Consider the following 23,817-nt stretch of genomic DNA (forward strand, 5'->3'; position numbering starts at 1 on the left):
TAGGAACGGTCCGTTACCCCGGTGTTCGGACAGGTGTCGACAACGGCAACTCCGCCGCACTCGTGGGATTTCAGGCTGTGAGGTCGCGTCGGTAGGTCGGTCGTCATTTCTCCGGTGTCGGCGACGAAGTCCCCGGCATCGGAGAAATCACGGCCGAACTGCCGACCTCAGGCGGCCGAACCGACGTCTCCGGAGGAGCGTCCATCAGCACGGTTGAGCCAGTCGACCAAGCCGCAGACCGCGTCCTTGCAGCCCCCGCACCCGGTGGTGGCCCTGGTGGCTTCCACCAAGGACGACACGGACGTCGCGCCACCGCGGTAGGCCGTGACCAACTGGCCCTTGCTGACCGTGTTGCACTTACACATCACGGCGGACGCGGGCAGGTCGGCGGGACTGCTGGCGACCTCGGGCGTCAAAGCCCGCCCCAGCAACAACGCCAGCCGGTCCGTCGGCGCGGCCAACCCCCGGTCGTACAACTGCGTGATCGCCGCGGCGGCGTCGGGCGCGCCGATCAGGATCGCGCCCATCACGAAGTCGTCGCGCAGCACCAGTTTCGCGTACCGGCCGCGCGCGGGGTCCTGGAAGCACAGGACCTCGTGGTCCGGGCAGTCCAGGTCCACGTGCACGTCGCCCAGCGCGGCCAGGTCGATGTCGCGGGCCTTCAGCCTGGTCACCACGGACGTGCCGCGGTACCGGGCGGCGGGCGCGACACCGGTCAGCCGGTCGGCGAGCACGGCGGCCTGCTCCCACGCGGGCTGCACGAGACCGGAGACCGTGCCGACGTGCTGGGCGCAGTCGCCGATGGCGTGCACGCGCGGGTCGTCGGTGCGCAGGGCGTCGTCCACCAGGACGCCCTTGTCCACGGCGATCCCGGCGTCGGAGGCGATCTCCGTCGCGGCCCGGACACCGGCCGACACGACGACCAGCTCGGCGGGCACCCGGCTGCCGTCGTCGAGCACGAGCCCGTCGCCCGCCACGTACTCCACCGCCAGCGCGCCCAGCCGGAACTCGATCCCCAGCTCCCCCAACGACCGCGCCAGCACCCGACCGGCCCCCGCGTCGAGCTGCCGCTCCATCAGGTGCCCGACCGGGTGCACGACGGTGACCAGGCACCCGCGCCCCGCGAGCCCCCGCGCCGCTTCCAGTCCGAGCAGCCCCCCGCCCAGCACGGCCACGGGCGTGCCGGGCAGCGCGGCGTCGATGATCTGCTCGCAGTCCTCCATCGACCGGAACGACACCACGCCGGGCGCGAGCGAACCGTCCGGCTTCCGCAGGCCGTCCGTGGGCGGGATCCACGACCGCGCGCCGGTCGCGAGCACCAGCGCGTCGTACGGGACCTCCTCCTCTCCGTCGATCAGCACGACCCGCCTGGCGCGGTCGATCCCGGTGACCGTCACGCCCAGCCGCAGGTCCACGCCGTGGTCGGCCGCCCAGTCCTTCCCGTGCAGCCGCACGGAGTCCGCCGTCATCGATCCGGCGACCACGCTCGACAGCAGCACCCGGTTGTAGGCCGGGTGCCGCTCCTCGCCGAGCACGGTCAGCGCCACCGACGGATCACGGCGCAGCACCTCGTCGGCGAACCTCGCCCCGGCCATGCCGTAGCCGACCACCACGACTCGTCTCACGCTGGCTCCAATCGGACGGCGCACACCTTGAACTCGGGCATCCGGCTGGTCGGGTCCAGCGCCGGGTTGGTCAGCAGGTTCGCCCGGCCGCTGCCCGCGAAGTGGAACGGCAGGAACAGCAGGTCGATCCGCATCGAGGCCACGCACCGGACGCGCGCCTCCATCCGGCCGCGGCGCGAGACGACGGCGGCGAGCGCGCCCTCGGCCAGTCCGGCGCGGGCAGCGGTGTCCGGGTGCACCTCGACGTACGCCTCGGGCACGGCGTCGTTCAGCTCCGGCACGTTCCGGGTCTGCGCGCCGGACTGGTAGTGCTGGAGCACGCGCCCGGTCGTGAGCTGCACCGGGTACTCGGCGTCCGGCGGTTCGGCCGGGCCTCGGTGGTCGACCGGGATGAACCGGGCCAGCCCGTCGGGGTGCGCGAACCGGTCGAGGAACATCCGGGGCGAGCTGCCGGGGCCGAGCACCGGCCAGTACAGGGCCTCGCCGCTCGCCAGCCGGTCGTAGGTGGCCCCGGAGTAGTCGGCCGCGCCTCCCGCCGACGCGCGGCGCAGCTCGGTGAACACGTCCTCCGGCTCGACCGGGAACCGCTCCTCGGGCTGCCCGAGCCGGATCGCCAGGCCCCGCAGCACGTCCAGGTCGCTCCGCACGCCCTCCGGCGGCTCGACGGCCCGCTGCCGCAGCAGGATCCGGCCTTCGAGGTTGGTCATGGTGCCGCTCTCCTCGGCCCACTGCGTGACCGGGAACACCACGTCGGCGAGCGCGGCCGTCTCGGACAGCACGAGGTCGGCCACCACCAGCAGGTCCAGGTCGGCCAGGCGGTCGGCCACGTGGTCGGAGCGCGGGGCGGACACCACGACGTTGCTGCCGAACACCAGCAGCGCCTTCGGGCCCGTCGGCGTGCCGAGCGCGTCGAGCAGCTCGTACGCGGATCGGCCGGGACCGGGCAGGTCGTCCGGGTCGACGCCCCACACGCCGCCGACGTGCGCGCGGGCCGCCGGGTCGTCGATCTTGCGGTAGCCGGGGAGCTGGTCGGCCTTCTGCCCGTGCTCCCGCCCGCCTTGGCCGTTGCCCTGGCCGGTCAGGCAGCCGTAGCCGGAGCCGCGCGTGCCGGGCAGGCCGAGCGAGAGGGCGAGGTTGATCCACGCGGACACGGCGTCCGAGCCGCTGGCGTGCTGCTCGGTGCCGCGCCCGGTGAGGACGTACGCGTTCTCGGCGTCGGCCAGCAGTTGGACGGCCACGCGCTGGTCGGCGACGGACACGCCGGTGACGCGCTCGACCCGTTCCGGCCACCACCCCGCGACGACCTGCCACGCCTCGTCGAACCCGGTCGTGCGCTCGGCCAGGTAGTCCTTGTCCAGGTGGCCGTCCGCGACCACGACGTGCAGCAGTCCCAGCGCCAGCGCCAGGTCGGTGCCGGGGGCGGGCTGGAGGTGCAGCGTCGCCAGCTCGGCGGTGGCCGTGCGGCGGGGGTCGACGACGACCAGGTTCGACCGGCGCAGGTGCTGGACGAACGGCGGCATCGTCTCCGCCGGGTTCGACCCGACCAGCAGGATCGTGTCGGCCTTCCCCAGGTCTTCGACGGGGAACGGCATCCCGCGGTCCAGCCCGAACGCCCGCGTCCCGCCCGCCGCGGCGCTCGACATGCAGAACCGGCCGTTGTAGTCGACCTGCGAGGTGGCCAGCGCGACCCGCGCGAACTTGCCCAGCGCGTACGCCTTCTCGTTCGTCAGCCCTCCGCCGCCGAACACGCCGACCGAGTCCGGCCCGTGCTCGGCCCGCAGCTCACCGAGCGTCGTGGCCACCAGGTCGAGTGCTTCGTCCCAGGTCGCGGGTTCCAGGACGCCGCAGCGGCGGATCAGCGGTGTCGTCAGCCGGGCGGGCGACGTGAGCAGCGCGGCCGACGTCCAGCCCTTCTGGCACAGGCCGCCGCGGTTCGTCGGGAACTCCCGCGGTGACACCTGGCCGTCCGTCAGCGTCATCGCGCACTGCAAGGCGCAGTACGGGCAGTGCGTGGCGATTCCGGGGGAGTCAGTCACCCGCCCGACGCTAGGAAGGAGCTGTTAACGCTGGAAGGCAGCGTGTTTCGCCGAGACGAACTTGCCTGCTCCTACCGGGTCCCGCCGCGGTGAGGTGACGCCTAGAGCAGCTCGGACACCAGGTGCACCGCCCGGTCCAGCCCGCCGAGCGACTGACGGCTCGACCTCGGGTGGAGCGCGTGCACGGCCAGCCGGAACAGGGTCGCCCGCAGCAGCACCTGCGGCCAGTCCGGCAGGTGGCCCCAGCGTTCCACGATGCCCCGGTCCGCCCCGCCCCACGCCAGCGCGTCGACGACGATCACGGCCGCCGCCCACTCCGCCGGACGCCAGTACGCGGTGAAGTCGATGATCGCGGGCGACCCCGAGCCGGAGAACAGCACGTTGCCGAACAGGTCACCGTGCACGACCTGCGGTTTCGTCGCCACCGGCTTGCGCGACACCCCCAGCACCTCGAACATCCGGCCGCCCAGCTCGGGATCGAGGTCGGGCTTCTCCTCGCCCCACGCGCACCGGTCCGCGACCGCGAACAGGTCCGTCCGCGAGCCCAGGAACCGCGGCTTCGGCAGGTCGGCGGTCGCGTGGTGCAGGCGTTCCGCCACGGCGACCACCTCGTCGTGGCGCGGTTCGGCCCGCCCCGACAGGTACTTCGTCGCCGCCCAGCCGCCGACCACGTACCGGCCGTCGGTCGACCGCAGCGGGCGGCCGATCCGCAGGTCCGGAACCGACAGCGCGTCGAGGGTCTTCGCCACCCAGGTGGCTTCGGCCGGGTTGGTCGCGGGGCGGATCGCCGCTTCTCCGCAGCGCCAGACGGGTCCGCCGTCGATCAACTCCGGCTCGGCGTCTCTCGCGCCGAAGGCCGCACGCACGTGCGACGGGGGCGGCTCCGGAGTTGGGGTCACGGACCGGCACGCTACCTGCCTCCACCGTTCAGGTGGTGGAGGCAGGGACCGGCCACGGACCGTGCCACTTCACCAGCGGGTGAACAGCACGGCCATCGCGATGAGCCCGAAGCCGCTCACCGCGCACCACGCCACGAGCGCCACCGGGGACAAGCCGCCGTCCTCGCGGCTGCGGGCCAGGTCGTCCAGGCGGTCGTTGAAGCGTTCGAGGGGGTAGACCGTCCAGCGCGCGAGCCGGTCGAGCAGCCGTTCGTACGTCGAGCGGAGCCGCGCGAGGTTGGGTGCCACGCGGAAACCGTAACCCGCGGAACGCCGAATTCCGACCTCCGTGTCCGAATCCTCCGCATCGGCGATTGTCAATCCGCTGACGCGGTTAGTGATCAACTCACCGATTCCTCCTTTTGACGGGTTGCCGTATCTCCCCGGACCCCTATTTTGGAAATTGAGCCTCGCGGCTTCCCTGCGTTTTCCCTGTTTGCGAGGAGACACCCTGTGTTCAAGAAAGCTTTCGTGACAGTCGCCCTGACAGCGGCGGCCGTCCTCACCCCGTTCAGCGCCGTGCAGGCGTCCGCCCAGCCCGCGCCGATCACCGCGGCCGCGGTCAACGTGTACTACAGCACGGCCAGCGCGCCGACGTTCCGGTCCGTGATCCGCCAGGGCGCGGCCAACTGGAACGCCCGCGTCACCAACGTGAAGCTGGTCGAGAACGCCTCGGCCGCCACCCTGACCTACCGCGAGGGCAACGACTCGCGCGGGTCCTACGCCAGCACCAACGGCCACGGCCGCGGGTACATCTTCATCGACTTCACCCAGGCCAGGCAGTACAACCCGACCCGCATCGCGGCCCACGAGACGGGCCACGCGCTCGGCCTGCCGGACCACTACTCCGGCCCCTGCTCCGAACTGATGTCCGGTGGCGGCCCCGGCACGTCCTGCACGGTCGCCGTGCCGAACGCAGCCGAGGTCTCCAGGGTGAACGCACTGTGGGCCAACGGTCTCGCGTCGACCAAGTCCGACGTCTGGACGACGACGATCTTCGACCCGTCGCTGGCGCTCGCGCTGGCCGGTTGATGACCTGAACCGCGTGGCGGGCGACCACCCTGAGGTCGCCCGCCACGCGGTTCGCTACCCGGCCCGCAGTGCTTCGGCGACCCAGTCGAGCACCGGCCGCGCGCTCTCCGGCGCGGCCCAGCCGTTGACCGCCGCCAGCAGCCGCAGGTAGCGCTCGCGGCGGGGGTCGTTCACGGTCTCCACCAGCGCCGCCAGGTCGCCCGGCCACCGCGCCGACACCTCGGCGACGACGGCCGCGCCCTCCGGTGCGGAGGGAGCGACACCGGCCGCGACCAGTGGCCGGACCCGCTCGTGGAGCACGGCGACGACGCCAGGACGGGGAACGGCACCCGGCACGGCACCGCTCACGTGGTGTTCGGCCAGGCGTCTCATCAGCATGCGGAAATCCGGGTCGCTGATCATTTCCGCCAATTCCACCCAAGCCTCGACTTGTTCCGGTTCGGGGTCGTTCGGCAGTTCCGGTGTCAACGAGCGGGCGATCCCGTCGAATTCACAATTGACACCGTCGAATGCGCTGTCGATGAATTCGACGATCAGTCGCTTTCGCTCGGCCTCGGTCAACGTGGCCAACTCCTTCAAGACCTCGACCTCCTCGGGGTTCGTGCCGCGCCTCGCCACCAGGCCCAGTACCGCCTGGTGCAGCCTGAGGGTGCGGATCCGGGCTTCCAGCGCCTCGACGTGCGCCGCCGCCACGGCGGCCAGCGTGGCCTCCCGGTCGACCACCCGCCGGATCGCGGGCAGGTCGAGCCCCAGGTCCCTCAGCGTCTTCACCAGTGCGAGCCGAGCCGCAGCGGTGGCGTCGTAGACGCGGTGGCCCGCCTGGTTGCGGGCGGTCGGCGGGACCAGGCCGGTGTCCGCGTAGAACCTGATGGCCTTCACCGTCAGGCCGGTCCGGTGGGCCAGGTCGCCGATCGTGTGCACGGCACCAGCCTCACCCCTCCCCCAGGGGGAGGCGCAAGCGCGAAGAGGCCGCCCCCGGTCGGGAGCGGCCTCTTCGTCGAACGGTCGAGCGGTGACCTAGTAGGTCGGCAGGCTGGGGTCGACCTCGCGCGCCCAGGAGAGCACGCCGCCGCCCACGTGCACGGCGTCGGAGAACCCGGCCTTGTGCAGCGCGGCCAACGCCTCGGCGGACCGGGCACCCGACTTGCAGTGCAGCACGATCTGCTTGTCCTGCGGCAGCTCGGCGAACGCCTCGCCGGACAGGATCCGGTCCTTCGGGATCAGGACCGAGCCGGGGATGCGGACGATCTCGAACTCGTGCGGCTCGCGCACGTCCACGAGCAGGAAGTCGTCACCCGCGTCCTGCTTGTGCTTGAGCTCCAGCGGCGTGATGGTGTTGCCCGCCGCCGCTTCCTGCGCGTCCGTCGACACGACGCCGCAGAACGCGTCGTAGTCGATCAGCTCGGTGATCTTCGGGCTCTCCGGGTCCTTCCGGATCTTGATGGTCCGGTAGGTCATGTCGAGCGCGTCGTACACCATGAGCCGCCCGAGCAGCGGGTCGCCGATGCCGGTGAGCAGCTTGATCGCCTCGGTCACCATGATCGACCCGATGGACGCGCACAGCACGCCCAGCACGCCGCCCTCGGCGCACGACGGGACCATGCCCGGCGGTGGCGGCTCGGGGTAGAGGTCGCGGTAGTTCAGGCCCTGACCGCCGGGGGCGTCGTCCCAGAAGACGCTGACCTGGCCCTCGAACCGGAAGATCGAGCCCCACACGTAGGGCTTGCCGAGCAGCACCGCGGCGTCGTTGACCAGGTACCTGGTGGCGAAGTTGTCCGTGCCGTCCAGGATCAGGTCGTAGTCGCGGAAGATGTCGAGCGCGTTCTCCGAGTTCAGGTGCACCTGGTGCAGGTTGACCTTCACGAACGGGTTGATCTCGGCCACGGAGTCGCGCGCGGACTCGGCCTTGGGCTTGCCCACGTCGGACTGACCGTGGATGACCTGGCGCTGCAGGTTCGACTCGTCGACGATGTCGAAGTCGACAACGCCCAACGTGCCCACACCGGCCGCGGCCAGGTAGAGCAGGGCGGGACTGCCAAGGCCACCCGCGCCGACGACCAGCACCTTCGCGTTCTTCAGGCGCTTCTGCCCGTCCACCCCGACATCCGGGATGATCAGGTGCCGGCTGTACCGCGCGACTTCTTCCTTGGTCAGCTCCGCTGCGGGCTCCACGAGCGGCGGAAGCGCCATCTGTCCTCCTCGACGAAACATGTCCTCGTAAATCGGACAACACCAGACTGCCCGTTCGTCTTCCCGGATGGGAAGTCGTCCCAACCGGTGGACGTGGCCGCTCGGCCGGGCTGCTGCTCGGCTACTTGGGCGCAACGGGGAACGCGTTCGTCGTGCACGTCTTGCCGTCGGCGGGGACGACGCCCTTGTTGGTCACGTCGACCTCGTTGAGCTGGGCCACGTAGTCGTTGGACACGCCGAACGTCTGCTGCATCATCACCGGCGCGGGCGCCCCGGCCTCCTGGCACGCCTCGTGGCCGTGGCCGAGCGCGTGGCCGACCTCGTGGTTGATGGCGTACTGGCGGTACGACGAGATGTCGTTGCTGAACGCCTTCGCGCCGCGCAGCCAGCGGGCGGTGTTGATGATGACCCGGTTGATGTTCGGGTCCCAGCACGACGACTCGTACTGGATCTGGAAGCCGCAGATCTGGTGGGTGGTGTTCGTGCTGGTCAGGCTGATGGTGAAGTCGGCCTTCGTGGTGCCGTCGACCCGTTGCACGCTGACCTCGCCGGTGCCGACCCAGCTCCGGTTGTCCCCCAGGAACGACGCGACGGTCCGCGCGAACGCGTCCTTGTCGCCGCCGTAGTCGCCAGGTTGGACACCGTCCTCGATGGCGATGGCGTACTTGTAGAGCTTGCCCTGGCCGACCGGGTCGGTCGTGCCGGGGATGACCTGCCACGTGCCCGCGCCGTTCTCGGAGTACGGGGGGCCGTCGGGCAGCACGGCGGTCGGGATGTTCAGGTCCAGCTTCGGCGGCGGCGTCTCGGACGCGGCGGGCGACTTGACGTTCGCCGACGTCTGCTCGGACCGGGGTTCGGTGCCCCCGCCGGTGCCGCCGCTGGTGCCGTCACCGCCGCCGAGACCCGCGGCGCCGATCTGGAACGAGGCGGGCACCGCGCTGTCCAGCACGACCAGCAGCGTCAGCACGAGCAGCACGGGGATGGCGTAGACCCGCCAGCCGTAGTTCGACACCAGGCCCGCGACACCCGTGCGGCGTCGGCGCGGGCGGTACTCCTCGGCTTCGGCCGGGTCGGGTTCCCAGGACGCGGCCAGCGGTTCCGCACTGGTCCGGCGCGCGCCGCGGCGGTAGCGCTCCTCCGACGGGTGCTGGGCCGACGCCCGAACGTCCGCGGAAGGGTGGCGCCTGCCCGACGGGCCACGGCCTCCCTCTGTCGTCCGGTTCACCGGGTCAGGGTCCCACATCCCCCGTACGGTGGCCGGCACACCATCACCACGTCTGCTCCTCCACCGATTCCCACATGCCGAGCATGGCCCGTGCGACGGAGATGGGCCGCTCCATCTGGGCGACGTGACCGGTTCGGGGGAGCACGAGCAGCCGTCCGCGTGGTAGGAGCCTCGCCGTCCGCGGCGCCCGGCGGACGCTGATCAACCGGTCCTCCGCCCCCCACACGACCAACGACGGCGCCTTCACCCGCGGTGCCAGCCGCCACATCGACCGCTGCCCCGACGTGACCCACATCCGGAACAGCGACAGCGTGCTGCCGTTCAGGGCGGCGTTCACCCACGGCAGCCCACCCATCTCGGCCGCCTCCTCCATGCTCTCCACGATCCGGTGCTCGGGGACGACCCCCGGATCGGCGAAGCACAGCCGCATGACCTGCTCGGTCCGCGCCCGCGGCCCGAGCGCGTCCAGCCTGCGCTGCATGGACGGCCCGATGAACGGCAGCATCGTGAGCGGCAACCTCGGGTCGGACACCCGCCGCAGGCTGGGCCGCAGGTCCGGCATCGCCGGCGACACGAGCGTCAGCGTGCGCACCAGGTCTGGCCTCAGCACGGCCACGATCAGCGCCACCGTGCCCCCCATGGAGTTCCCGGCGAGGTGCACGGCGCCGCGGTCGAGCGACTCGACGTAGTCGATCATCGTCCGCGCGTGCGCCACCATGCTGTAGTCGTAACCCGCCTCCGGCTCCGACCGCCCGAACCCCGGCAGGTCCGGCGAGTACCCATCCGCGTACCCCGCGAGCTGCGTCGACAGGTCCGTCCAGTTGGTCGACGACCCGCCGAGCCCGTGCACGTAGACCGCCGTCGCCGCCGCGTTGCCCGGCGTGTGCCGCACGAACAGCCGGTGTTTGCCTGCCACCACCCGCTCGCCGACGTAGGGGCGGACGCTCGTGTCGAGCGGGGGCAGCGGCGAAGCGGACAGCGGCACACGGGTGAGGGCGGGCCGAGCCGTCTCCAACATGTCGGTCATCACTCCAGGATGCCTGGTCAGCCGCCCGCTGGACGAGAACGGGGGAAGCACCGTTCACGAAAGAGGGCTACCAGCGAGTAAGGTTGCCGTCGGGCGGCGGGGGGCACACTCCTCGCAGGCTCTGCGATGACCTGGCTGGAGGCACGATGACGGAGACGGCCCAGACTGCGGTTGGGCACCAGAGCAGCACCCCGGCCGGACGCGGAGTGCGGCTCCCGCGCACCGCGCGCCGGGCGCAACTGCTCGCCGCGGCGCAGGACGTGTTCGTGAACAACGGCTACCACGCCGCCGCGATGGACGAGATCGCCGAGCGGGCGGGTGTGTCGAAGCCCGTGCTGTACCAGCACTTCCCCGGGAAGCTGGAGCTGTACATGGCGCTCCTGGAGTCCCATGTGGACGAACTGGTCGCTCGGGTGCGCGGGGCGATCGAGTCCAGCACGGACAACAAGCTGAGGGTCCACGCCGCCGTGGCCGCGTTCTACGACTTCGTGGACGGGGAGGGGCAGGCGTTCCGGATGGTCTTCGAGTCGGATCTTCGGGGGGAGCCCGCTGTGGCTCAGGCCGTGGAGAGGGCTACCACCGACAGCGTGGACGCGATCACGGAGACGATCACGGCTGATGCCGGGTTGGATGAGGATCGGGCTCGGTTGTTGGCCACCGGGTTGGTGGGGTTGAGCCAGGTCACGGCTCGGGCGTGGTTGGCGGATGATCGCAAGGTGCCGAAGGAAGAGGCGGTGAACCTGATCTCGAACCTCGCTTGGCGGGGGATCGGTGGCGGGTTCCCTTTGCAGCATTGAGGTTGTGGGGGCGGCTGGTTCCGGGTTCCGCCGGGGTCATGTGGGGGTGGCTGCGGGTTCCAGCAGGGTCGGCGGCTGCGAGTCAAGTCTCAGCGGGGTCACCGGCTGCGGGTCCGGTTCCAGCGTGGTGTGGCCGATTTGACTTGGGGCCCCTAGATTCGACCCTTCGCCGGGCACTAAGGGCGGAGGGTGAAGCTGCCGCCCGGCGAAAGTTTAAGGGTCGAATCCCCCAAGTAAAATCGGCCACGGTTCTAGGGCGGTGGGTGCCGGCCTCGTAGTGGGCCACCAGGTTTGTGTGGTTAGAGGTAGCGCTTGATGCGTGCTGCTACTTCTGTTGCACGTTCCATGGGGAGCATGTGGCCTGCTCCTGGGTAGATCACGAGTTCTGCTTGTGGTAGTTCGGTTGCGATGGCTCTTGCGTGTCGTGGTGGGGTTAGCAGGTCTGAGCTGCCTGCCAGGATTGCTGCTGGTATGGATGTTAGTTCTGCCAGTGCTTTTGCGCGGTCGTGGGTTGCTAGTTCGTAGCGGAAGTCGGTGAAGGCGTTGCCTGTGCACCGGGAGATCATTTTTGAGGTGGCTGCTACGTCTTTCCAGTTTGCTCGTTTGCCGAAGAGCATTGCTCTCAGGCCTAGTGGCATGGTGCGGGCGAAGCCCAGTGCTGTGCGGCGGGCGAGCCAGCGGCCCAGTAGCTGCTCCATCGCTCGCACTGGTGGTAGGGATCCTGGTGATGTGGCTACGAAGACCGCGCCTTGTACGCGTTCGTAGACCTGTGGGTGGCGTTCTGCCAGTGCCATCATCGTCATGCCGCCCATGGAGTGGCCTGCTAGCACCAGGTTTTCGTTTGGTGCGTGGGTTTCCAGGACTTCTGCCAGGTCGTCGGCCAGTTGGTCCAGTGTTCTCACTGTGCCGCCGCCCGAATGTCCGTGGCCTCGGTGGTCGTACCGGAGTACGCGGCCGGGGAGTGACTCGGCCACCTTGTTCCATGATGTGAGGTCCAAGGTCCAGCCGTGTAGCAGGACCACCGTCACGTCGGACGGTGGTCCGCTGATCACGACGTTCAGTTCCGTGCCGTCCTTGACCTTCACGGCAGCAGGAACGAGCGTCGCCATGCTCGTGTTCCCGGTTTTCCCACCAAGCCCACCTCGTCCAGGAATTTCATGATGCGTTCGCCCGACCAGCGGATCGTCTCCTGCCAGGCCGGGTTTCCCAGTGCGGCGCGGTGTGCCTCGGCGGCGTCCAGGCCTACTGCCTTGTAGGCCTTCGGGTTGATGATGCTGCGGGTGATGAACATGGCCACGGTGGCCAGCAGCCAGCGTTGGTAGGGCAGTTCTGCCTTCGACACGGTTGCCATGCCGCGAACCACCTCCTCGCGGGCGAAGCGCACGTGCCTTGCCTCTTCCAGCACGTGGATGCGGTTCACCATCCGGACCAGCGGTTGCACGGTCTCGTCGGCCATCGTTTCCCGCTGCAAGCGGTCCAGCACCTCTTCGGCCACCAGGATCGAGCCGTACAGCGCGGGGCCGTAGCCGATCACCGGTAGCAGGCGTCCCAGGCGGTGTACGTGGGCGGGTGGGCCGTACGGTGGGCAGCCGATCTTGTCGACCATGCGCGCGAACATGGTCGAGTGCCTGCACTCGTCGGCGATCTCGGTCAGCGCGTACTGGACGTGCATGGTCGTCGGGTCGGAGCGGTAGACCTCCTTGAGGAGCATCTGCATCAGCAGGATCTCGAACCAGAGGCCGACGCTCGCGATGCTGGCGATCTCGTGCTTGCTCAGCTCGATCCGCTGGTCCTCGCTCATCCGGTCCCACAGCGGCGTGCCGTAGAGGGAGCAGCGGTGCTCCGGCGTGTACCGCAGGCCGTCGACCAGGGGCGCGGCCCAGTCGATGTCGACCTCGGGGTCGTAGAACTTGTCTGCCGAGGAGTTGAGCAGCCGTTCCGCGGTCTTCTCGCGATCAGCGACCTTCAAGGGCCTCGTCATCAGGTCCTCCGCGTGGATTAAGTGTTACTTGAGGTAACGGTTACTTCTGGTAGCGTGCGTCACATGGCTCGCACTGTCAAGGGTGGTTCGGACGCACGCCGCGAACGGTGGAAGGGGCACCGGGAGGCCAGGCGCGCGGAGTTCGTGGACGCGACGATCAGAGCGGTCGCCAAGCACGGCCCCGACGTCGGCATGGACGAGATCGCCGCCGAAGCGGGCGTCAGCAAGCCCGTCCTCTACCGCCACTTCGCCGACAAGTCGGACCTCTACCTGGCCGTCGGCAGGCGCGGCACCGACATGCTGATGGACCGCCTCGGCCCCGCCATCGAGAAGGACGGCCCGATCCGCGACCGCATCCGCGGCATCGTCGACGCCTACCTCTGCGTCATCGAGGAGAACCCCAACCTCTACCGCTTCGTCGTGCGCGGCAGCTTCACCGACCGCCCGGTCGAACAGGACGTAGTCCACGAGGACAAGGCCCTGATCGCCGCCAACCTGGCCCGCATCCTCGGCGACTACCTGCGGGCGTTCGACATGGACTCGGGCGGCGCGGAACCGTGGGCGCACGCGCTGGTCGGCATGGTGCAGAACGCGGGCGACTGGTGGCTGGACCGCCAGTCCATGAGCAGGCAGAGCCTGAGCGAATACCTGGCGACCATCATCTGGCACGCCATCGACGGCCTGCTGCGCTCAGCGAACATCACCGTCGACCCGGACGTGCCACTGCCCGGCAGCGTCTTCAAGACCGAACCGACCTTGCGCCTGATCAACTCGTCGGAGGAAGCATGAGCGACGAAGAGGGCTACCGGGGCGGTGCGGAACTGCTCTTCGACAGCGAGCAAGCACCCGTGCGAGTGGAGGTCGAACTCCGCGGCTTCTTCCAACCAATCGACGGCCGCTACCACTGGTACGGCCGCGTCACGGCAAACGATCAGGTGTCCACTTTGGTCGAAGCAGGCACCAGAACCGCCCTACTGCGTACCCCAACAGGCGAAGCACAAGGCACCCTGACAGACCCCGACCCCTGGCACCGCTACCGAGTCAGCGGCACCAGCACACCACCGTTCAAGATCGACTGAACACACACCATCAGCAAGTCCGAAATGGACCAGAGGTCACGGGGACGGCCAAACAGCACAGGTGGGCGAATGGGTACGGCGCGAGCGGCTAGGACAGGTAGAGCGGGTGAGGGCAGGCGGGGCGCGAACGGCGACGTACGCCGGGGCTCAGGGCTCAGGGCTCAGGGCTCAGGGCTCAGGGCTCAGGGCTCAGGGCTCAGGGCTCAGGGCTCAGGGCTCAGGGCTCAGGAAATGACAGCCGCCGCATGGCCCCACGGCAAGTCACTCACGCCAACGACCAACCCGCTCTTGCCCTAAATCCCCACCAGCACCCCACCTGACCTGGCCCTACGCAACCGTGGCCGGTTTTACTTGGGGGATTTGCCCCTTAAACTTGCGTCGGACGGCAGCTTCACCTCTGCCCTTTATTGTCCGACGAAGGGGCAAATCTAGGGGCCCCAAGTCAAACCGGCCACCCACGCCGGAACCCGCCACCCACCCCCCACCAAACAGCCAGCCACCCACCCCGAACCCCCAGAACCACCCCGAACCCCAGCACCACCACAAACCAGAGGTCCCCCAACCGCGAGAACCCCCCGACACACACGCTACGACCAGGGTCCGACAAAAACCGCCCCACAAAAACCACAAGGGACCACCCGATCAGGTGGTCCCTTGTGTACAGAAAAGCTCTAGTCCCCCGAAGTGAACCCAACCCGACGCGTGTCGCTGGGCCCGATCTCGACGTAGGAGATGCGCGTCGTGGGCACCACGAACCGGGCGCCCTTCTGGTCCACCAGCACGAGCTGGCCGCTCTGCTCCTTGAACGCGACGGCGACCAGCGACTCAACCTCGTCAGGGGTGAGACCGCTGGACACGACGAGCTCCCGCGGGCTGTCCGCGATGCCGACCCTGACCTCCACGCTGACCTCCGTGCACAAAGATTCGACGCTCAACCGGCGTAACCGGCGACCATGACCGATCTCAACCCTAGCCGAGCCCGAGGTTGCCCATGCGCCGCGTGTGGCTCTGCTGGAGCCGTCGGAACAGGCCGGCGATGCCCGCGAGGTCGCCGGAGCCGCGGATGATCAGTTCGGCGAGCCCGTCGCGTTCGGCCACCACGTACTGGGCCTGCGTCAATGCCTCGCCGAGCAACCTGCGGCCCCACAGGGTCAGCCGGTCCTTCAGTTTCGGGTCGGCCGCGCAGGCGGCTCGGACTTCGCGCTCGGCGAACGCGGAGTGGCCCGTGTCGTCGAGCACGGCGAGCACCAGCGCCTTGGTGCCCTCGTCCAGCCACTCGGCCACCTCGCGGTAGAAGTCGGCCGCCAGGCCGTCGCCGACGTAGGCCTTGACCAGTGACTCGTGCCACGACCGGGGGGCTGTGGACGAGTGGAAGTTGTCGAAGCCCGCGACGAACGGGCGCATCACGTCCTCGATCACCACACCGCGCTCGGCGAGGTAGCGCTCGAGCTGCGCGTAGTGGCCGATCTCGGCCGCGGCCATGGCCGAGAGATCGGCCCGGCCCGCCAGAGTCGGTGCTGTGCGGGCATCTTCCGCCAGTCGGTCGAACGCCGACAGCTCGCCGTACGCGAGCGCGCCGAGCAGGTCGACGACACCTTCCTCAACGCTTCCGCCCTCGACAACGGGGGCCGCCTCCGCCTCGCTCATGGGTCCGAGCCTAGTCGGGCCCGGTGTTGCGCGGCGGTGACCGGCAGGTCTCGGTCCATGGTCGAACTCGGCGAGAAACCCCGAATGGCGTACCTGGCAGGTAGACTCGCTCTTTGACGCCCGGCGGTCGACGCTGCGCGGCCAGGTCGGCATGCCTGCCGACGGGCTCGCGGCAGTGACGGAGCCGCGGTTGCAGATCACGGCGGCATGGTGCCGCCACGTGAGGGTGCGCGCACAAACCTCGCTGGCCCTCCCGCTCCACGCCCGGCCACTCCCGATCCGGCCCGCTGGCAGTGGTGCGGTCGAGAGGCCCGTCCAGGGCCCGTGCGCGCTGGTATGAGAGAGGCGATCACCCTGACCGCTAGCGACGAAGACCTGACCAATCTCGACCCGGTGGCACTGGAGCACAGCGAGGCCGGTGTCCCGGACGAGGACACCTCGCAGCCGCTGATGGCCAACGCACCCGTCGAGAACACCGCCCCGACGTTCGCCGAGCTCGGCGTGCGCGAGGAGATCGTGCGCGCGCTCGGCGAGGCCGGCATCGAACGCACGTTCGCGATCCAGGAGTTGACCCTGCCGCTCGCGCTGGCGGGTGACGACGTCATCGGCCAGGCCCGCACGGGTACCGGCAAGACGCTGGGCTTCGGGATCCCGCTGCTCCAGCGCATCGTCTCCCCCGGCGACGGCACGCCGCAGGCGCTCGTGGTGGTCCCGACCCGCGAGCTGTGCCTCCAGGTCACCCGCGACCTGACCGAGGCGGCGAAGTACCTCGACATCACCGTCCTGGCGATCTACGGCGGCCGTCCGTACGAGCCCCAGATCGCGGCGCTGCGCAAGGGCGTCGACGTGGTCGTCGGGACGCCCGGCCGCCTGCTGGACCTCGCCGAGCAGCGCCACCTGGTGCTGGGCAAGGTCAAGAACCTCGTCCTGGACGAGGCGGACGAGATGCTCGACCTCGGCTTCCTCCCCGACATCGAGCGCGTCCTGCGCATGGTGCCGGACGAACGCCAGACGATGCTGTTCTCGGCGACCATGCCGGGCCCGATCATCACGCTCGCGCGCACGTTCCTCACCCAGCCCACGCACATCCGGGCCGAGGAGAACGACGCCAGCGCGATCCACGAGCGCACGGAGCAGTTCGTCTACCGCGCGCACGCGCTGGACAAGGTGGAGCTGCTGGCCCGCCTGCTCCAGGCGAAGGACCGCGGCCTGTCGATGATCTTCACGCGGACCAAGCGGACCGCGCAGAAGATCTCCGACGACCTCGCCGAGCGCGGTTTCGCCGCGGCGGCGGTGCACGGCGACCTCGGCCAGGGCGCCCGTGAGCAGGCGTTGAGGGCGTTCCGCGCGGGCAAGGTGGACGTGCTGGTCGCGACGGACGTCGCCGCGCGCGGCATCGACGTGGCGGGCGTGACGCACGTCGTCAACTACCAGTGCCCCGAGGACGAGAAGACCTACGTGCACCGCATCGGCCGCACGGGTCGCGCGGGCCGCACGGGTGTCGCCGTCACGTTCGTCGACTGGGACGAGGAGCCGCGCTGGAAGTCGATCAGCGACGCGCTGAACCTCGGCAAGCCGGAGCCAGTGGAGACGTACTCGACGTCGGACCACCTGTTCACGGACCTCGACATCCCCCCGAGCTCCACGGGCAGGTTGCCGCTGGGTCAGCGGACCCGCACCGGTCTGGACTCGGAGCCCGAGGAAGACCTCAAGGGTGACAAGAAGGGCGGCGCGCGCAAGCGGAGCCGCGGTCGCACGACGCGCGCGGGCGGTTCGGCCGCGGGCGCCGAGCAGCAGCCGACCACGCCGAGCACGCCCGCGACGAAGACCCCCGAACCGGGTGAGGAGGACGGCACGCGTCGTCCCCGCAGGCGGCGCAGCCGCGGCGGAGCACCGGTCGCGGGCGAAACCGCAGGTCAGGCTCCTGAGGTGACGGCTGAGGGCGGGTCGAGCGAGAACGGTGAGCGTCCCGCGAGGCGGCGCAGGCGTCGTCGCTCGGGCGGCGAGTCGGGCGGAAACGCGGAGCCGGCTGCGAACGACACCGTCTCCTCGGCAGACTGATACCCGACGCGAGCGGTGCACGAACGAACGATCGGGAGCCAGGCAGTGGGACAGTCGGAGCAGGTCGAGGAATCCGCACTCCTGGCTCCCGAGTCGAACGGGCACACAGATCTGCCGGAGGACGTGCTCGCGCCGCCTTCGGCGGACTCCCCGGAACCCCCTCCGGACCTGCCCGAACGGTCCTTCCGCACGCGCGGCGACTTCATCGCCGTCGCGCTGCTGGTGGTGGCCGTGCTGGTGACGGCGTCGCTCGTGTACGCGTTCAGCGACGCGCGCGCGACGACGTCCCAGACGACCTCCGCGCCCGCCCCCGAGCTGCCGGTGGCCGACAGGCTGCCGCCGTCGCTCGCGGAGATCTGGCGCGCGCCCAGCGGCGGCACCCAGGCGCCGACGTGGATCGGCACGGTCGTCGTGACCGGTGACGGCGGCGACGTCGTCGGCCGCGACCCGCTGACCGGCGACGTCCGCTGGCGCTACAGCCGCGACCTGCCGCTGTGCACGATCACCGCTGCCTGGGACAAGGCGCTGGTGTCGTACAGCAAGGGCGAGGGCTGCTCGGAGATCACCTCGCTCGACCCCGTGAGCGGCGCTCGCGGCCCCCAGCGCAACGGCGACGCCGAACTCGGCTCGCGGCTGCTCACCGAGGGCTCGCACGTCCTCACCACCGGCAAGAAGTACGTCGAGGTCTACCGCAAGGACGACCTGGTGCGCTCCATGGAGTACGGCCAGTTGCGCGCCATCGTGAACCCGAACAAGCAGCCCCGCACCGGCTGCGAGTACGGCTCGTTCGCCGTCACCACCGGCAAGATCGCGCTGATCGAACGCTGCTACGGCAGCGACCCGTCCGACCGGCTCACGGTGCTGAAGCCCAACCCGGAGAAGTCGGACACGCCCGAGGTCTTCAGCAGCATCGTCCTCGCCGCCAAGGGCGCGCGGGTGGTCGCCGTGACCAACAACCGCGTGGCCGTCGTCACGCCCGGCAGCCCGGCGCGGCTGACCGTGTTCGACGCCGACACCGGCGGCCTGATCAACGAGCACCCGCTGGACCTCCCCGAGTCGGACCTCGCGGGCGACGTGCCGAACGGAATCGTCCCGATCACCGTCAGCACGGCGAACATCTACTGGTACACGGGCTCGCGCACGATCGCCCTGTCGCTGGAGGACCTCAGTCCCAAGTGGACCGTGCAGGGCGCGATCGGATCCGGCAGCACCCTCGCGGGGCAGGCCCTGATCCCGGTCAAGGACGGCATCAAGGTGCTCGACCAGATGACCGGCACCGAGATCGGCACGGTCCCGGTGAACCGCAAGGGCTACGAGGGCTCCATCCAGTCCAGCACGATCGGCCCAGTGGTCCTGGAGCAGCGCGGCGACACCCTCGTGGCCCTGCGTTAGCGGTCACACTCCAGCACACCGAAACGCCTGCGTTGCGGCAGACTGAAGCCGTGTACTCGCAGATCAGCCCCCACCGCGCCACCAGAATCGACCTACCGGGCCGCTACGGTCCGGTGGCAGCCCTGCGCGCCACCCCGGTAGGCACCGACCTGGGCGCCACGGCCCTGCTGGTACCCGGCTTCACCGGCTCCAAAGAGGACTTTGCGCCGCTGGTGAACCCGCTGTCGGACTCCGGCCTCGAGGTCGTCGCGATCGACCTGCCGGGCCAGTACGAGTCGGCCGGGCCGGTCGCGGAATCGGACTACCGGCCGTCGGTGCTCGGGGAGGCGTTGGCCGAGTTGGTCGCGAAGCTCGCGGCCGAGGGGCGTCGGGTGCTGCTGCTCGGGCATTCGTTCGGCGGGTTGGTGGCGAGGGGGGCGGTGTTCGCCGGGGCGCCCATCGCCGGGTTGACGTTGATGTCGTCCGGGCCAGGGGAGTTGCCGGTGGGGGAACGCCGGATTGCCCTGGACCACGCTGAGGTGATCATGCGCGAGCAGGGGGTGGAGGCCGCGCAGCGGTTGGCCGAGCAGCGATCGATGCTGAGCCCGAACTGGCAGGCGTTGCCGGAGAGGTTGAGGGTTTTGTTGCGGGAACGGTTCCTGCACTCGGCGCCGCAGAGCCTGCTGGGGATGGGGGCGGCGATTCGGTTGGAGCCGGATTTGGTGGCTAAGCTCGCCAGGACGTTGAGGACCGCGCAGGTGCCTTGTTTGGTGGTGTGCGGGGAAGCGGATGACGCTTGGTCGCCAGCGGGGCAGAGGGATATGGCGGAGCGGTTGGACGCGGATTTCGCGGTGTTGGCGGGGGCTGCGCATTCGCCCAATACGGAGACGCCGGAGGCTTTGCTCACGACGTTGCTGCCTACCTGGAGGGCTTGGTTGACTTCTTGAATCTTGTTTGATTACCCACTACGAGGCCGGACGCCGTCTACGCAGCGTGGCCGATTTTACTTGGGGGATTTGCCCCTTAAACTTGCGTCGGACGGCGGCTTCACCTTCCCGCCGTTTTGGTCCGACGAAGGGGCAAATCTAGGGGACCCAAGTCAAATCGGCCACATCCCCGCTGGGAGTTCGGTACGGGGGTCCAGCGGGGGGGAAACCCAGCTTAAAGCCGCATGAGCACACGGGTACGCCTGAGGTGGTCCTCCCCCAGCCACCCCGCTTGCGCAATTATCTCGATGTCGCGTTTTCTTTGTCAAGGCGGGAAAGATGCCTTGACAAAGAAAACGCGACACGACGTGCGCTAAAAAGCGGGGCGGCCGGGGGAGGTGGGTTTAGATTAGTTGCAGGCGTCGGCTCTCGGGGCGATGGGTGCGGGTCGCATTGCCGCGTCTGCCGTGCGGAGGGATGCTGTGGGGCGTGGCTCGTTGGTGAGGGGGCCGGGTCGCATTGCCGCGTTTGCGTACGGAGAGATGCTGCGAGGGCGTGGCTTGTTCGCAGGGGGGGTGGGTCGCATTGCTTTGTTTCCTAAGCCCACCAATAGATCCAGAGGCCGGTGAATCCTACTGTTAGTGCGCCTAGTGAGAAGAGTGCTGCTTTCCAGCCTCTGCGGCGGTCTGCGAATATCTGGCAGACCACTGCCAGTGCGGCCATGATCCAGTGGCCTGTTACCACGTCCCAGCCCAGGCCTGGTAGGTCTCGGCCTCCTGCGTACCACTGGACTGCCACTGTGGCGATGGCCAGCAGTACCAGGCCTACTGTGAACGCCCCGCTGATGCCGCGCCAGGTGCGGGCTGCTAGCTGTTCGCGTTGAGGTCTCGTCTCAGGCGTGTGGAGTTCAACCGTGATCGGTTCGCTCATGAAGCCTCCTCAGGGTGCGAGCATGGCCCACGGGTCCAGCGGGGGTGCGGCCTGTTGGCCTTCCGGGCAGCTTCGGCGGAAGTCGCACCAGGTGCACTGTCTGCCTGTTCTTGGTGGGAACAGGATTTCCGGGTTGCCGCCGGCGGACAAGGTATCGGTTGCCAGGCTCAGTTCGTCCGCGGCTTCCTCTGCCCGCGAGACGTGCCTGTCCAGGCTTTCGTCCGTGTGGTCCCAAGCCGACACCGTTCTGGTCGGTAGGTGGTGCAGTTCCACTCGGTGGCACGGTTTGCGGAGGGTTCGTCTTGCGGCCAGCGCGTAGAGCGCCAGTGCCAACGAACCACGTGCGTCGTCGACCGTCAACGCGTGGCGGCCGGTCTTGTAGTCGACGATGACCAGTTCGCCGTCGCGGAGGTCGATGCGGTCGACCCGGCCCTCGGCGACGATCTTCGAGGTGGGGGTGGAGACCCAGCGTTCCACGCCTACCGGGTCGATGGAGGTGTCGAGTTCGCTGACGTAGTCGTGCACCCAGCCGTCCGCGCGCTCGCGGTAGACCGATGCCTGTTCCGCGTCGCGGAAGCCGTCGTTCTTCCACTGGCGGTGGACCAGCGCGACGGCCTGGTCGGGGGTGCGCTTGTTCGCGGGCAGGTCGAACAGGGCCTTCAACGCGTTGTGCACCACGGCACCCAGCGTGTTGTGGGCCCACGCGCCGCCGCGCGGCGGGCTGGGCCTGTCCAGGTACGCCATGCGGTACCGGCGTGGGCAGTCCGCCCAGGTGGCCAGTTTCGACGGCGTCACCCGAACGAGCTTGCGCGGCAAGCTTCCGAAATCGAACCCGAGCTGCTCCTGCACCCGTCCAAGGCTACGCAAGACCACCGACAGTGCCGTCACGAGCACCCACCGGCAGGATGTCGACATGGAGATCTGGCACAACCCGCGCTGTTCGAAGTCGCGCGCCGCGAAGCAGGCGCTCGACACCGCAGGGGTCGAGTACGTGGAACGCCGTTACCTGGACGACGCCCCGACGGTCGCCGAGCTGGCGGCCGTGCTGGACAAAATGGGCGCTGAGCCGTGGGACATCACGCGGTTGGGCGAGGCGCGGGCGAAGGAGTTGGGGTTGGCCGCGTTGCCCCGTGACCGGGAGGTGTGGCTGGAGGTGCTGGCCGCCAACCCGGTGCTCGTCGAGCGGCCGATCATCGTGACGGGCACGACGGCGTTCGTGGCCAGGACCGAGGAGGCGGTCAGGTCGTTGGGGTGACCCGAGCGCCCGGATGGCGACGTTGGCCCAGTCGTCGTTCGCCGTGGGTGACAGCGGGGCGGGTGGGTGCGTCCGTGCGTGGCGTCCAGGTGATCGCGGCGACGTCGGCCTGCCGGGGCACGGTGGGGAGCCGTGTCGGGGTGGTGGTGATGGGCCATGTGGCGTGCCGGCGGTTCGCTTGCGCGGCCGTGGTGACGCACGGTGGTTGACGGGTCGACCGCGGTGCGTTCGGCCTAGCCGACGAGGATCTTGCTGCCCGTCGCGCGGTCGGCCAGGGCGTCCAGCATCTCCGGCGCGGTGGTCTCCGCGCCGAGCTTCACGGTCTTGTTGGTGCCGTGGTAGTCGCTGGAGCCGGTCACGACCAGGCCCAGGTCGCCCGCGAGGGAGCGCAGCCGGTCGCGGGTCGACCGGTCGTGGTCCGGGTGGTCCACCTCGACACCGGTCAGGCCCTTGGCGGCCAGGTCCGCGACGACCTGGTCGGTCACGATCGGTCCGCGCGACACCGCGAACGGGTGGGCCAGCACCGTGACGCCGCCCGCGTCGGTGATCATCTCGATGGCCGTCTCGACCGGTGTGTCGGTCTTCGGCACGTAGTAGCGGCCGCCGGTCAGGTACTTGGCGAACGCCTCGTTCACGCTCTCCACGACGCCCGCCCGCATCAACGCCATCGCGAGGTGCGGCCTGCCCGCCGGGGCGTCCTCCGGCAACGCCGCCATCAGCTCGGCGGGGTCGATCGGGAAGCCGTCCTCGACCATGCGGGCCGCCATCACGCGGACGCGGTGTCTGCGTTCGGACCGCAGTCTCAACTGCTCCTCGACGATCGCCACCGACGTGGGGTCGTAGAGGTAGGCCAGCAGGTGGACGGTGATCAGCCTGCCCAAGCCGTCCGTCGAGGCGCACGACAGCTCGGCGCCGCGGACCAACCGCAGACCGGGCGGCAGCGCGGCGGCTGCTTCCTGCCACCCCGCTGACGTGTCGTGGTCGGTGATCGCGACCGCGTGGAGGCCGGTGGCCGCCGCGGCGGCCACCAGTTCCGCGGGCGTGTCGGTGCCGTCGGACTGGCTTGAGTGGGCGTGCAGGTCGATGCGCACCCGTGCAGTGTGGCCGACGGCCTCGACCACCTTTCCTACGGCACCATCTTCTTGCCCCGCGCGACCCGTTGAGCCTTGATCATCGAGAAGCGGTCGGCCTGCGCCTTCTTGTCGCCGAAGGTCAGTTCCGAGATGGCGTCGTACACCTGCTCGGGGTTCGGCAGGAACTCGATCCGGTTCAGCGCCTGGATCTGCCCCGCCGACTCCACGACCAGGGTGCCGTAGCCGAACATCCGGCCCAGCACCGTCCGCTCGTAGGTGAGGTCGGTGACCTTCGTGATCGGCATCATCGCCACCTTGGTCTCGAAGACCCCGGAGGAGATCATGAACCGCTTGTCGGTCACCACGATCCGCTCGACCCACCACTCCATCACGAAGTAGGCCAGCCTGAGCAGCACGAACAGCGCGGCGTACCAGAGGATGTTCTGGACGATCCCCGCGTTGTCGGGCAGCAGGTACGAGATCATCATCGCGCCGGCCAGCAGAGCGGCCGCCTCGAGGATGTCCCAGAGGAGGCTGCTCCAGTGCCTGCGCACCCTGATGACCCGACGCTCTGTACCCAGCAGGTACTCATCGGGGTCTCTCGGAGCGAACACGGCCTACCGC

Annotated in this window: 24 protein-coding genes; 8 read left to right on the forward strand and 16 right to left on the reverse strand. The window is 69.5% G+C overall.

Going from position 1 to position 23,817, the window contains the following annotated elements; all coding sequences use genetic code 11:
* Nucleotides 1-167: 167 nt before the first annotated feature.
* The 4 genes from NZH93_RS22800 to NZH93_RS22815 all read right to left on the reverse strand — a co-directional run bounded on the left by NZH93_RS22800 (nt 168) and on the right by NZH93_RS22815 (nt 4,848).
* The gene (locus NZH93_RS22800; RefSeq protein ID WP_259625206.1) at nt 168-1,625 is read right to left on the reverse strand and encodes an FAD-dependent oxidoreductase; all 1,458 of its coding nucleotides are present in this window, start codon (nt 1,623-1,625) and stop codon (nt 168-170) included.
* A complete protein-coding gene (locus tag NZH93_RS22805; RefSeq protein WP_259625452.1) occupies nt 1,622-3,604 on the reverse strand; it encodes a molybdopterin oxidoreductase family protein in 1,983 nt (660 codons plus the stop codon). The genes NZH93_RS22800 and NZH93_RS22805 overlap by 4 nt, the downstream gene beginning before the upstream one ends.
* Before the next feature lie 158 nt (nt 3,605-3,762).
* Nucleotides 3,763-4,560, reverse strand: a complete 798-nt coding sequence (locus NZH93_RS22810) for a TIGR02569 family protein (protein ID WP_259625207.1) — start codon at nt 4,558-4,560, stop codon at nt 3,763-3,765.
* Nucleotides 4,561-4,629: 69 nt separating this feature from the next.
* Complete coding sequence (locus NZH93_RS22815) at nt 4,630-4,848, reverse strand: hypothetical protein (protein WP_259625208.1); 219 nt, start codon at nt 4,846-4,848, stop codon at nt 4,630-4,632.
* Nucleotides 4,849-5,052: 204 nt separating this feature from the next.
* On the opposite strand from NZH93_RS22815, the gene NZH93_RS22820 reads away from it, so the two are divergent.
* Entirely contained in the window at nt 5,053-5,631 is a 579-nt protein-coding gene (locus NZH93_RS22820) for a snapalysin family zinc-dependent metalloprotease (RefSeq protein ID WP_259625209.1), read from the forward strand.
* A gap of 54 nt (nt 5,632-5,685) precedes the next feature.
* On the opposite strand, the gene NZH93_RS22825 is transcribed toward NZH93_RS22820, so the two are convergent.
* The 4 genes from NZH93_RS22825 to NZH93_RS22840 all read right to left on the reverse strand — a co-directional run bounded on the left by NZH93_RS22825 (nt 5,686) and on the right by NZH93_RS22840 (nt 10,073).
* Nucleotides 5,686-6,552, reverse strand: coding sequence for a MerR family transcriptional regulator (locus NZH93_RS22825; protein WP_259625210.1), 867 nt, complete (start codon nt 6,550-6,552; stop codon nt 5,686-5,688).
* A gap of 96 nt (nt 6,553-6,648) precedes the next feature.
* The gene (moeZ, locus tag NZH93_RS22830; protein ID WP_259625211.1) at nt 6,649-7,821 is read right to left on the reverse strand and encodes an adenylyltransferase/sulfurtransferase MoeZ; all 1,173 of its coding nucleotides are present in this window, start codon (nt 7,819-7,821) and stop codon (nt 6,649-6,651) included.
* Between the two features lie 121 nt (nt 7,822-7,942).
* Nucleotides 7,943-9,046 carry a DUF3152 domain-containing protein gene (locus tag NZH93_RS22835; RefSeq protein WP_259625212.1) on the reverse strand — a complete coding sequence of 368 codons (1,104 nt, stop codon included), beginning with the start codon at nt 9,044-9,046 and terminating at the stop codon, nt 7,943-7,945.
* Between the two features lie 43 nt (nt 9,047-9,089).
* A complete protein-coding gene (locus tag NZH93_RS22840; RefSeq protein WP_259625213.1) occupies nt 9,090-10,073 on the reverse strand; it encodes an alpha/beta fold hydrolase in 984 nt (327 codons plus the stop codon).
* Between the two features lie 146 nt (nt 10,074-10,219).
* Between NZH93_RS22840 and NZH93_RS22845 the strand changes: the two genes are divergently transcribed.
* A complete protein-coding gene (locus NZH93_RS22845) occupies nt 10,220-10,870 on the forward strand; it encodes a TetR/AcrR family transcriptional regulator (RefSeq protein WP_259625214.1) in 651 nt (216 codons plus the stop codon).
* 299 nt (nt 10,871-11,169) lie between these two features.
* Here NZH93_RS22845 and NZH93_RS22850 read toward each other — a convergent pair whose 3' ends face one another.
* A complete protein-coding gene (locus NZH93_RS22850) occupies nt 11,170-11,979 on the reverse strand; it encodes an alpha/beta fold hydrolase (RefSeq protein ID WP_259625215.1) in 810 nt (269 codons plus the stop codon).
* The gene (locus NZH93_RS22855; protein WP_259625216.1) at nt 11,952-12,851 is read right to left on the reverse strand and encodes an AurF N-oxygenase family protein; all 900 of its coding nucleotides are present in this window, start codon (nt 12,849-12,851) and stop codon (nt 11,952-11,954) included. Before NZH93_RS22855 ends, NZH93_RS22850 begins: the two co-directional genes overlap by 28 nt.
* Nucleotides 12,852-12,914: 63 nt before the next feature.
* Here NZH93_RS22855 and NZH93_RS22860 point away from each other — a divergent pair, with 63 nt between their 5' ends.
* Both NZH93_RS22860 and NZH93_RS22865 read left to right on the forward strand, forming a co-directional pair.
* Nucleotides 12,915-13,640, forward strand: coding sequence for a TetR/AcrR family transcriptional regulator (locus NZH93_RS22860; protein WP_259625217.1), 726 nt, complete (start codon nt 12,915-12,917; stop codon nt 13,638-13,640).
* A complete protein-coding gene (locus NZH93_RS22865; protein ID WP_259625218.1) occupies nt 13,637-13,930 on the forward strand; it encodes a DUF4873 domain-containing protein in 294 nt (97 codons plus the stop codon). Before NZH93_RS22860 ends, NZH93_RS22865 begins: the two co-directional genes overlap by 4 nt.
* Before the next feature lie 671 nt (nt 13,931-14,601).
* On the opposite strand, the gene NZH93_RS22870 is transcribed toward NZH93_RS22865, so the two are convergent.
* Together NZH93_RS22870 and NZH93_RS22875 are read right to left on the reverse strand one after the other, a co-directional pair.
* Nucleotides 14,602-14,832 (reverse strand): DUF3107 domain-containing protein, encoded by a 231-nt coding sequence (locus NZH93_RS22870; RefSeq protein WP_259625219.1) that lies wholly within the window; start codon nt 14,830-14,832, stop codon nt 14,602-14,604.
* A 67-nt stretch (nt 14,833-14,899) separates the two neighbouring features.
* Complete coding sequence (locus NZH93_RS22875) at nt 14,900-15,577, reverse strand: ferritin-like fold-containing protein (protein WP_259625220.1); 678 nt, start codon at nt 15,575-15,577, stop codon at nt 14,900-14,902.
* A gap of 336 nt (nt 15,578-15,913) precedes the next feature.
* Here NZH93_RS22875 and NZH93_RS22880 point away from each other — a divergent pair, with 336 nt between their 5' ends.
* Genes NZH93_RS22880 through NZH93_RS22890 form a run of 3 tightly spaced genes read left to right on the forward strand, consistent with a single transcriptional unit; the run spans nt 15,914 to nt 19,956 of the window.
* Nucleotides 15,914-17,638, forward strand: coding sequence for a DEAD/DEAH box helicase (locus NZH93_RS22880; protein ID WP_259625221.1), 1,725 nt, complete (start codon nt 15,914-15,916; stop codon nt 17,636-17,638).
* A gap of 45 nt (nt 17,639-17,683) precedes the next feature.
* Nucleotides 17,684-19,030: an Rv3212 family protein gene (locus NZH93_RS22885; protein WP_259625222.1), complete on the forward strand. Its 1,347-nt coding sequence runs from the start codon at nt 17,684-17,686 to the stop codon at nt 19,028-19,030.
* 50 nt (nt 19,031-19,080) lie between these two features.
* Nucleotides 19,081-19,956 (forward strand): alpha/beta fold hydrolase, encoded by an 876-nt coding sequence (locus NZH93_RS22890; RefSeq protein ID WP_259625223.1) that lies wholly within the window; start codon nt 19,081-19,083, stop codon nt 19,954-19,956.
* 576 nt (nt 19,957-20,532) lie between these two features.
* Here the strand turns inward: NZH93_RS22890 and NZH93_RS22895 are convergent.
* Nucleotides 20,533-20,865 (reverse strand): hypothetical protein, encoded by a 333-nt coding sequence (locus NZH93_RS22895; protein WP_259625224.1) that lies wholly within the window; start codon nt 20,863-20,865, stop codon nt 20,533-20,535.
* Nucleotides 20,866-20,874: 9 nt separating this feature from the next.
* The gene (locus NZH93_RS22900) at nt 20,875-21,714 is read right to left on the reverse strand and encodes a RecB family exonuclease (RefSeq protein WP_259625225.1); all 840 of its coding nucleotides are present in this window, start codon (nt 21,712-21,714) and stop codon (nt 20,875-20,877) included.
* A gap of 64 nt (nt 21,715-21,778) precedes the next feature.
* On the opposite strand from NZH93_RS22900, the gene NZH93_RS22905 reads away from it, so the two are divergent.
* Nucleotides 21,779-22,120, forward strand: a complete 342-nt coding sequence (locus tag NZH93_RS22905; protein ID WP_259625226.1) for an arsenate reductase family protein — start codon at nt 21,779-21,781, stop codon at nt 22,118-22,120.
* 233 nt (nt 22,121-22,353) lie between these two features.
* On the opposite strand, the gene NZH93_RS22910 is transcribed toward NZH93_RS22905, so the two are convergent.
* The gene (locus NZH93_RS22910) at nt 22,354-23,211 is read right to left on the reverse strand and encodes a PHP domain-containing protein (RefSeq protein WP_259625227.1); all 858 of its coding nucleotides are present in this window, start codon (nt 23,209-23,211) and stop codon (nt 22,354-22,356) included.
* 35 nt (nt 23,212-23,246) lie between these two features.
* Nucleotides 23,247-23,807 (reverse strand): PH domain-containing protein, encoded by a 561-nt coding sequence (locus NZH93_RS22915; RefSeq protein ID WP_259625228.1) that lies wholly within the window; start codon nt 23,805-23,807, stop codon nt 23,247-23,249.
* Between the last annotated feature and the right edge of the window lie 10 nt (nt 23,808-23,817).

Origin of the sequence: Umezawaea endophytica, from assembly GCF_025061645.1 — a bacterium.
Lineage (GTDB): Bacteria > Actinomycetota > Actinomycetes > Mycobacteriales > Pseudonocardiaceae > Umezawaea > Umezawaea endophytica.

What these genes read in the sequence shown, in the direction of transcription:
- NZH93_RS22805 (WP_259625452.1), bottom strand. Translation starts at nt 3,604, where the DNA reads ATGACGCTGACGGACGGCCAGGTGTCACCGCGGGAGTTCCCGACGAAC.
- moeZ (WP_259625211.1), bottom strand. Translation starts at nt 7,821, where the DNA reads ATGGCGCTTCCGCCGCTCGTGGAGCCCGCAGCGGAGCTGACCAAGGAA.
- NZH93_RS22840 (WP_259625213.1), bottom strand. Translation starts at nt 10,073, where the DNA reads ATGACCGACATGTTGGAGACGGCTCGGCCCGCCCTCACCCGTGTGCCG.
- NZH93_RS22845 (WP_259625214.1), top strand. Translation starts at nt 10,220, where the DNA reads ATGACGGAGACGGCCCAGACTGCGGTTGGGCACCAGAGCAGCACCCCG.
- NZH93_RS22850 (WP_259625215.1), bottom strand. Translation starts at nt 11,979, where the DNA reads ATGGCGACGCTCGTTCCTGCTGCCGTGAAGGTCAAGGACGGCACGGAA.
- NZH93_RS22855 (WP_259625216.1), bottom strand. Translation starts at nt 12,851, where the DNA reads ATGACGAGGCCCTTGAAGGTCGCTGATCGCGAGAAGACCGCGGAACGG.
- NZH93_RS22860 (WP_259625217.1), top strand. Translation starts at nt 12,915, where the DNA reads ATGGCTCGCACTGTCAAGGGTGGTTCGGACGCACGCCGCGAACGGTGG.
- NZH93_RS22865 (WP_259625218.1), top strand. Translation starts at nt 13,637, where the DNA reads ATGAGCGACGAAGAGGGCTACCGGGGCGGTGCGGAACTGCTCTTCGAC.
- NZH93_RS22875 (WP_259625220.1), bottom strand. Translation starts at nt 15,577, where the DNA reads ATGAGCGAGGCGGAGGCGGCCCCCGTTGTCGAGGGCGGAAGCGTTGAG.
- NZH93_RS22880 (WP_259625221.1), top strand. Translation starts at nt 15,914, where the DNA reads ATGAGAGAGGCGATCACCCTGACCGCTAGCGACGAAGACCTGACCAAT.
- NZH93_RS22895 (WP_259625224.1), bottom strand. Translation starts at nt 20,865, where the DNA reads ATGAGCGAACCGATCACGGTTGAACTCCACACGCCTGAGACGAGACCT.
- NZH93_RS22905 (WP_259625226.1), top strand. Translation starts at nt 21,779, where the DNA reads ATGGAGATCTGGCACAACCCGCGCTGTTCGAAGTCGCGCGCCGCGAAG.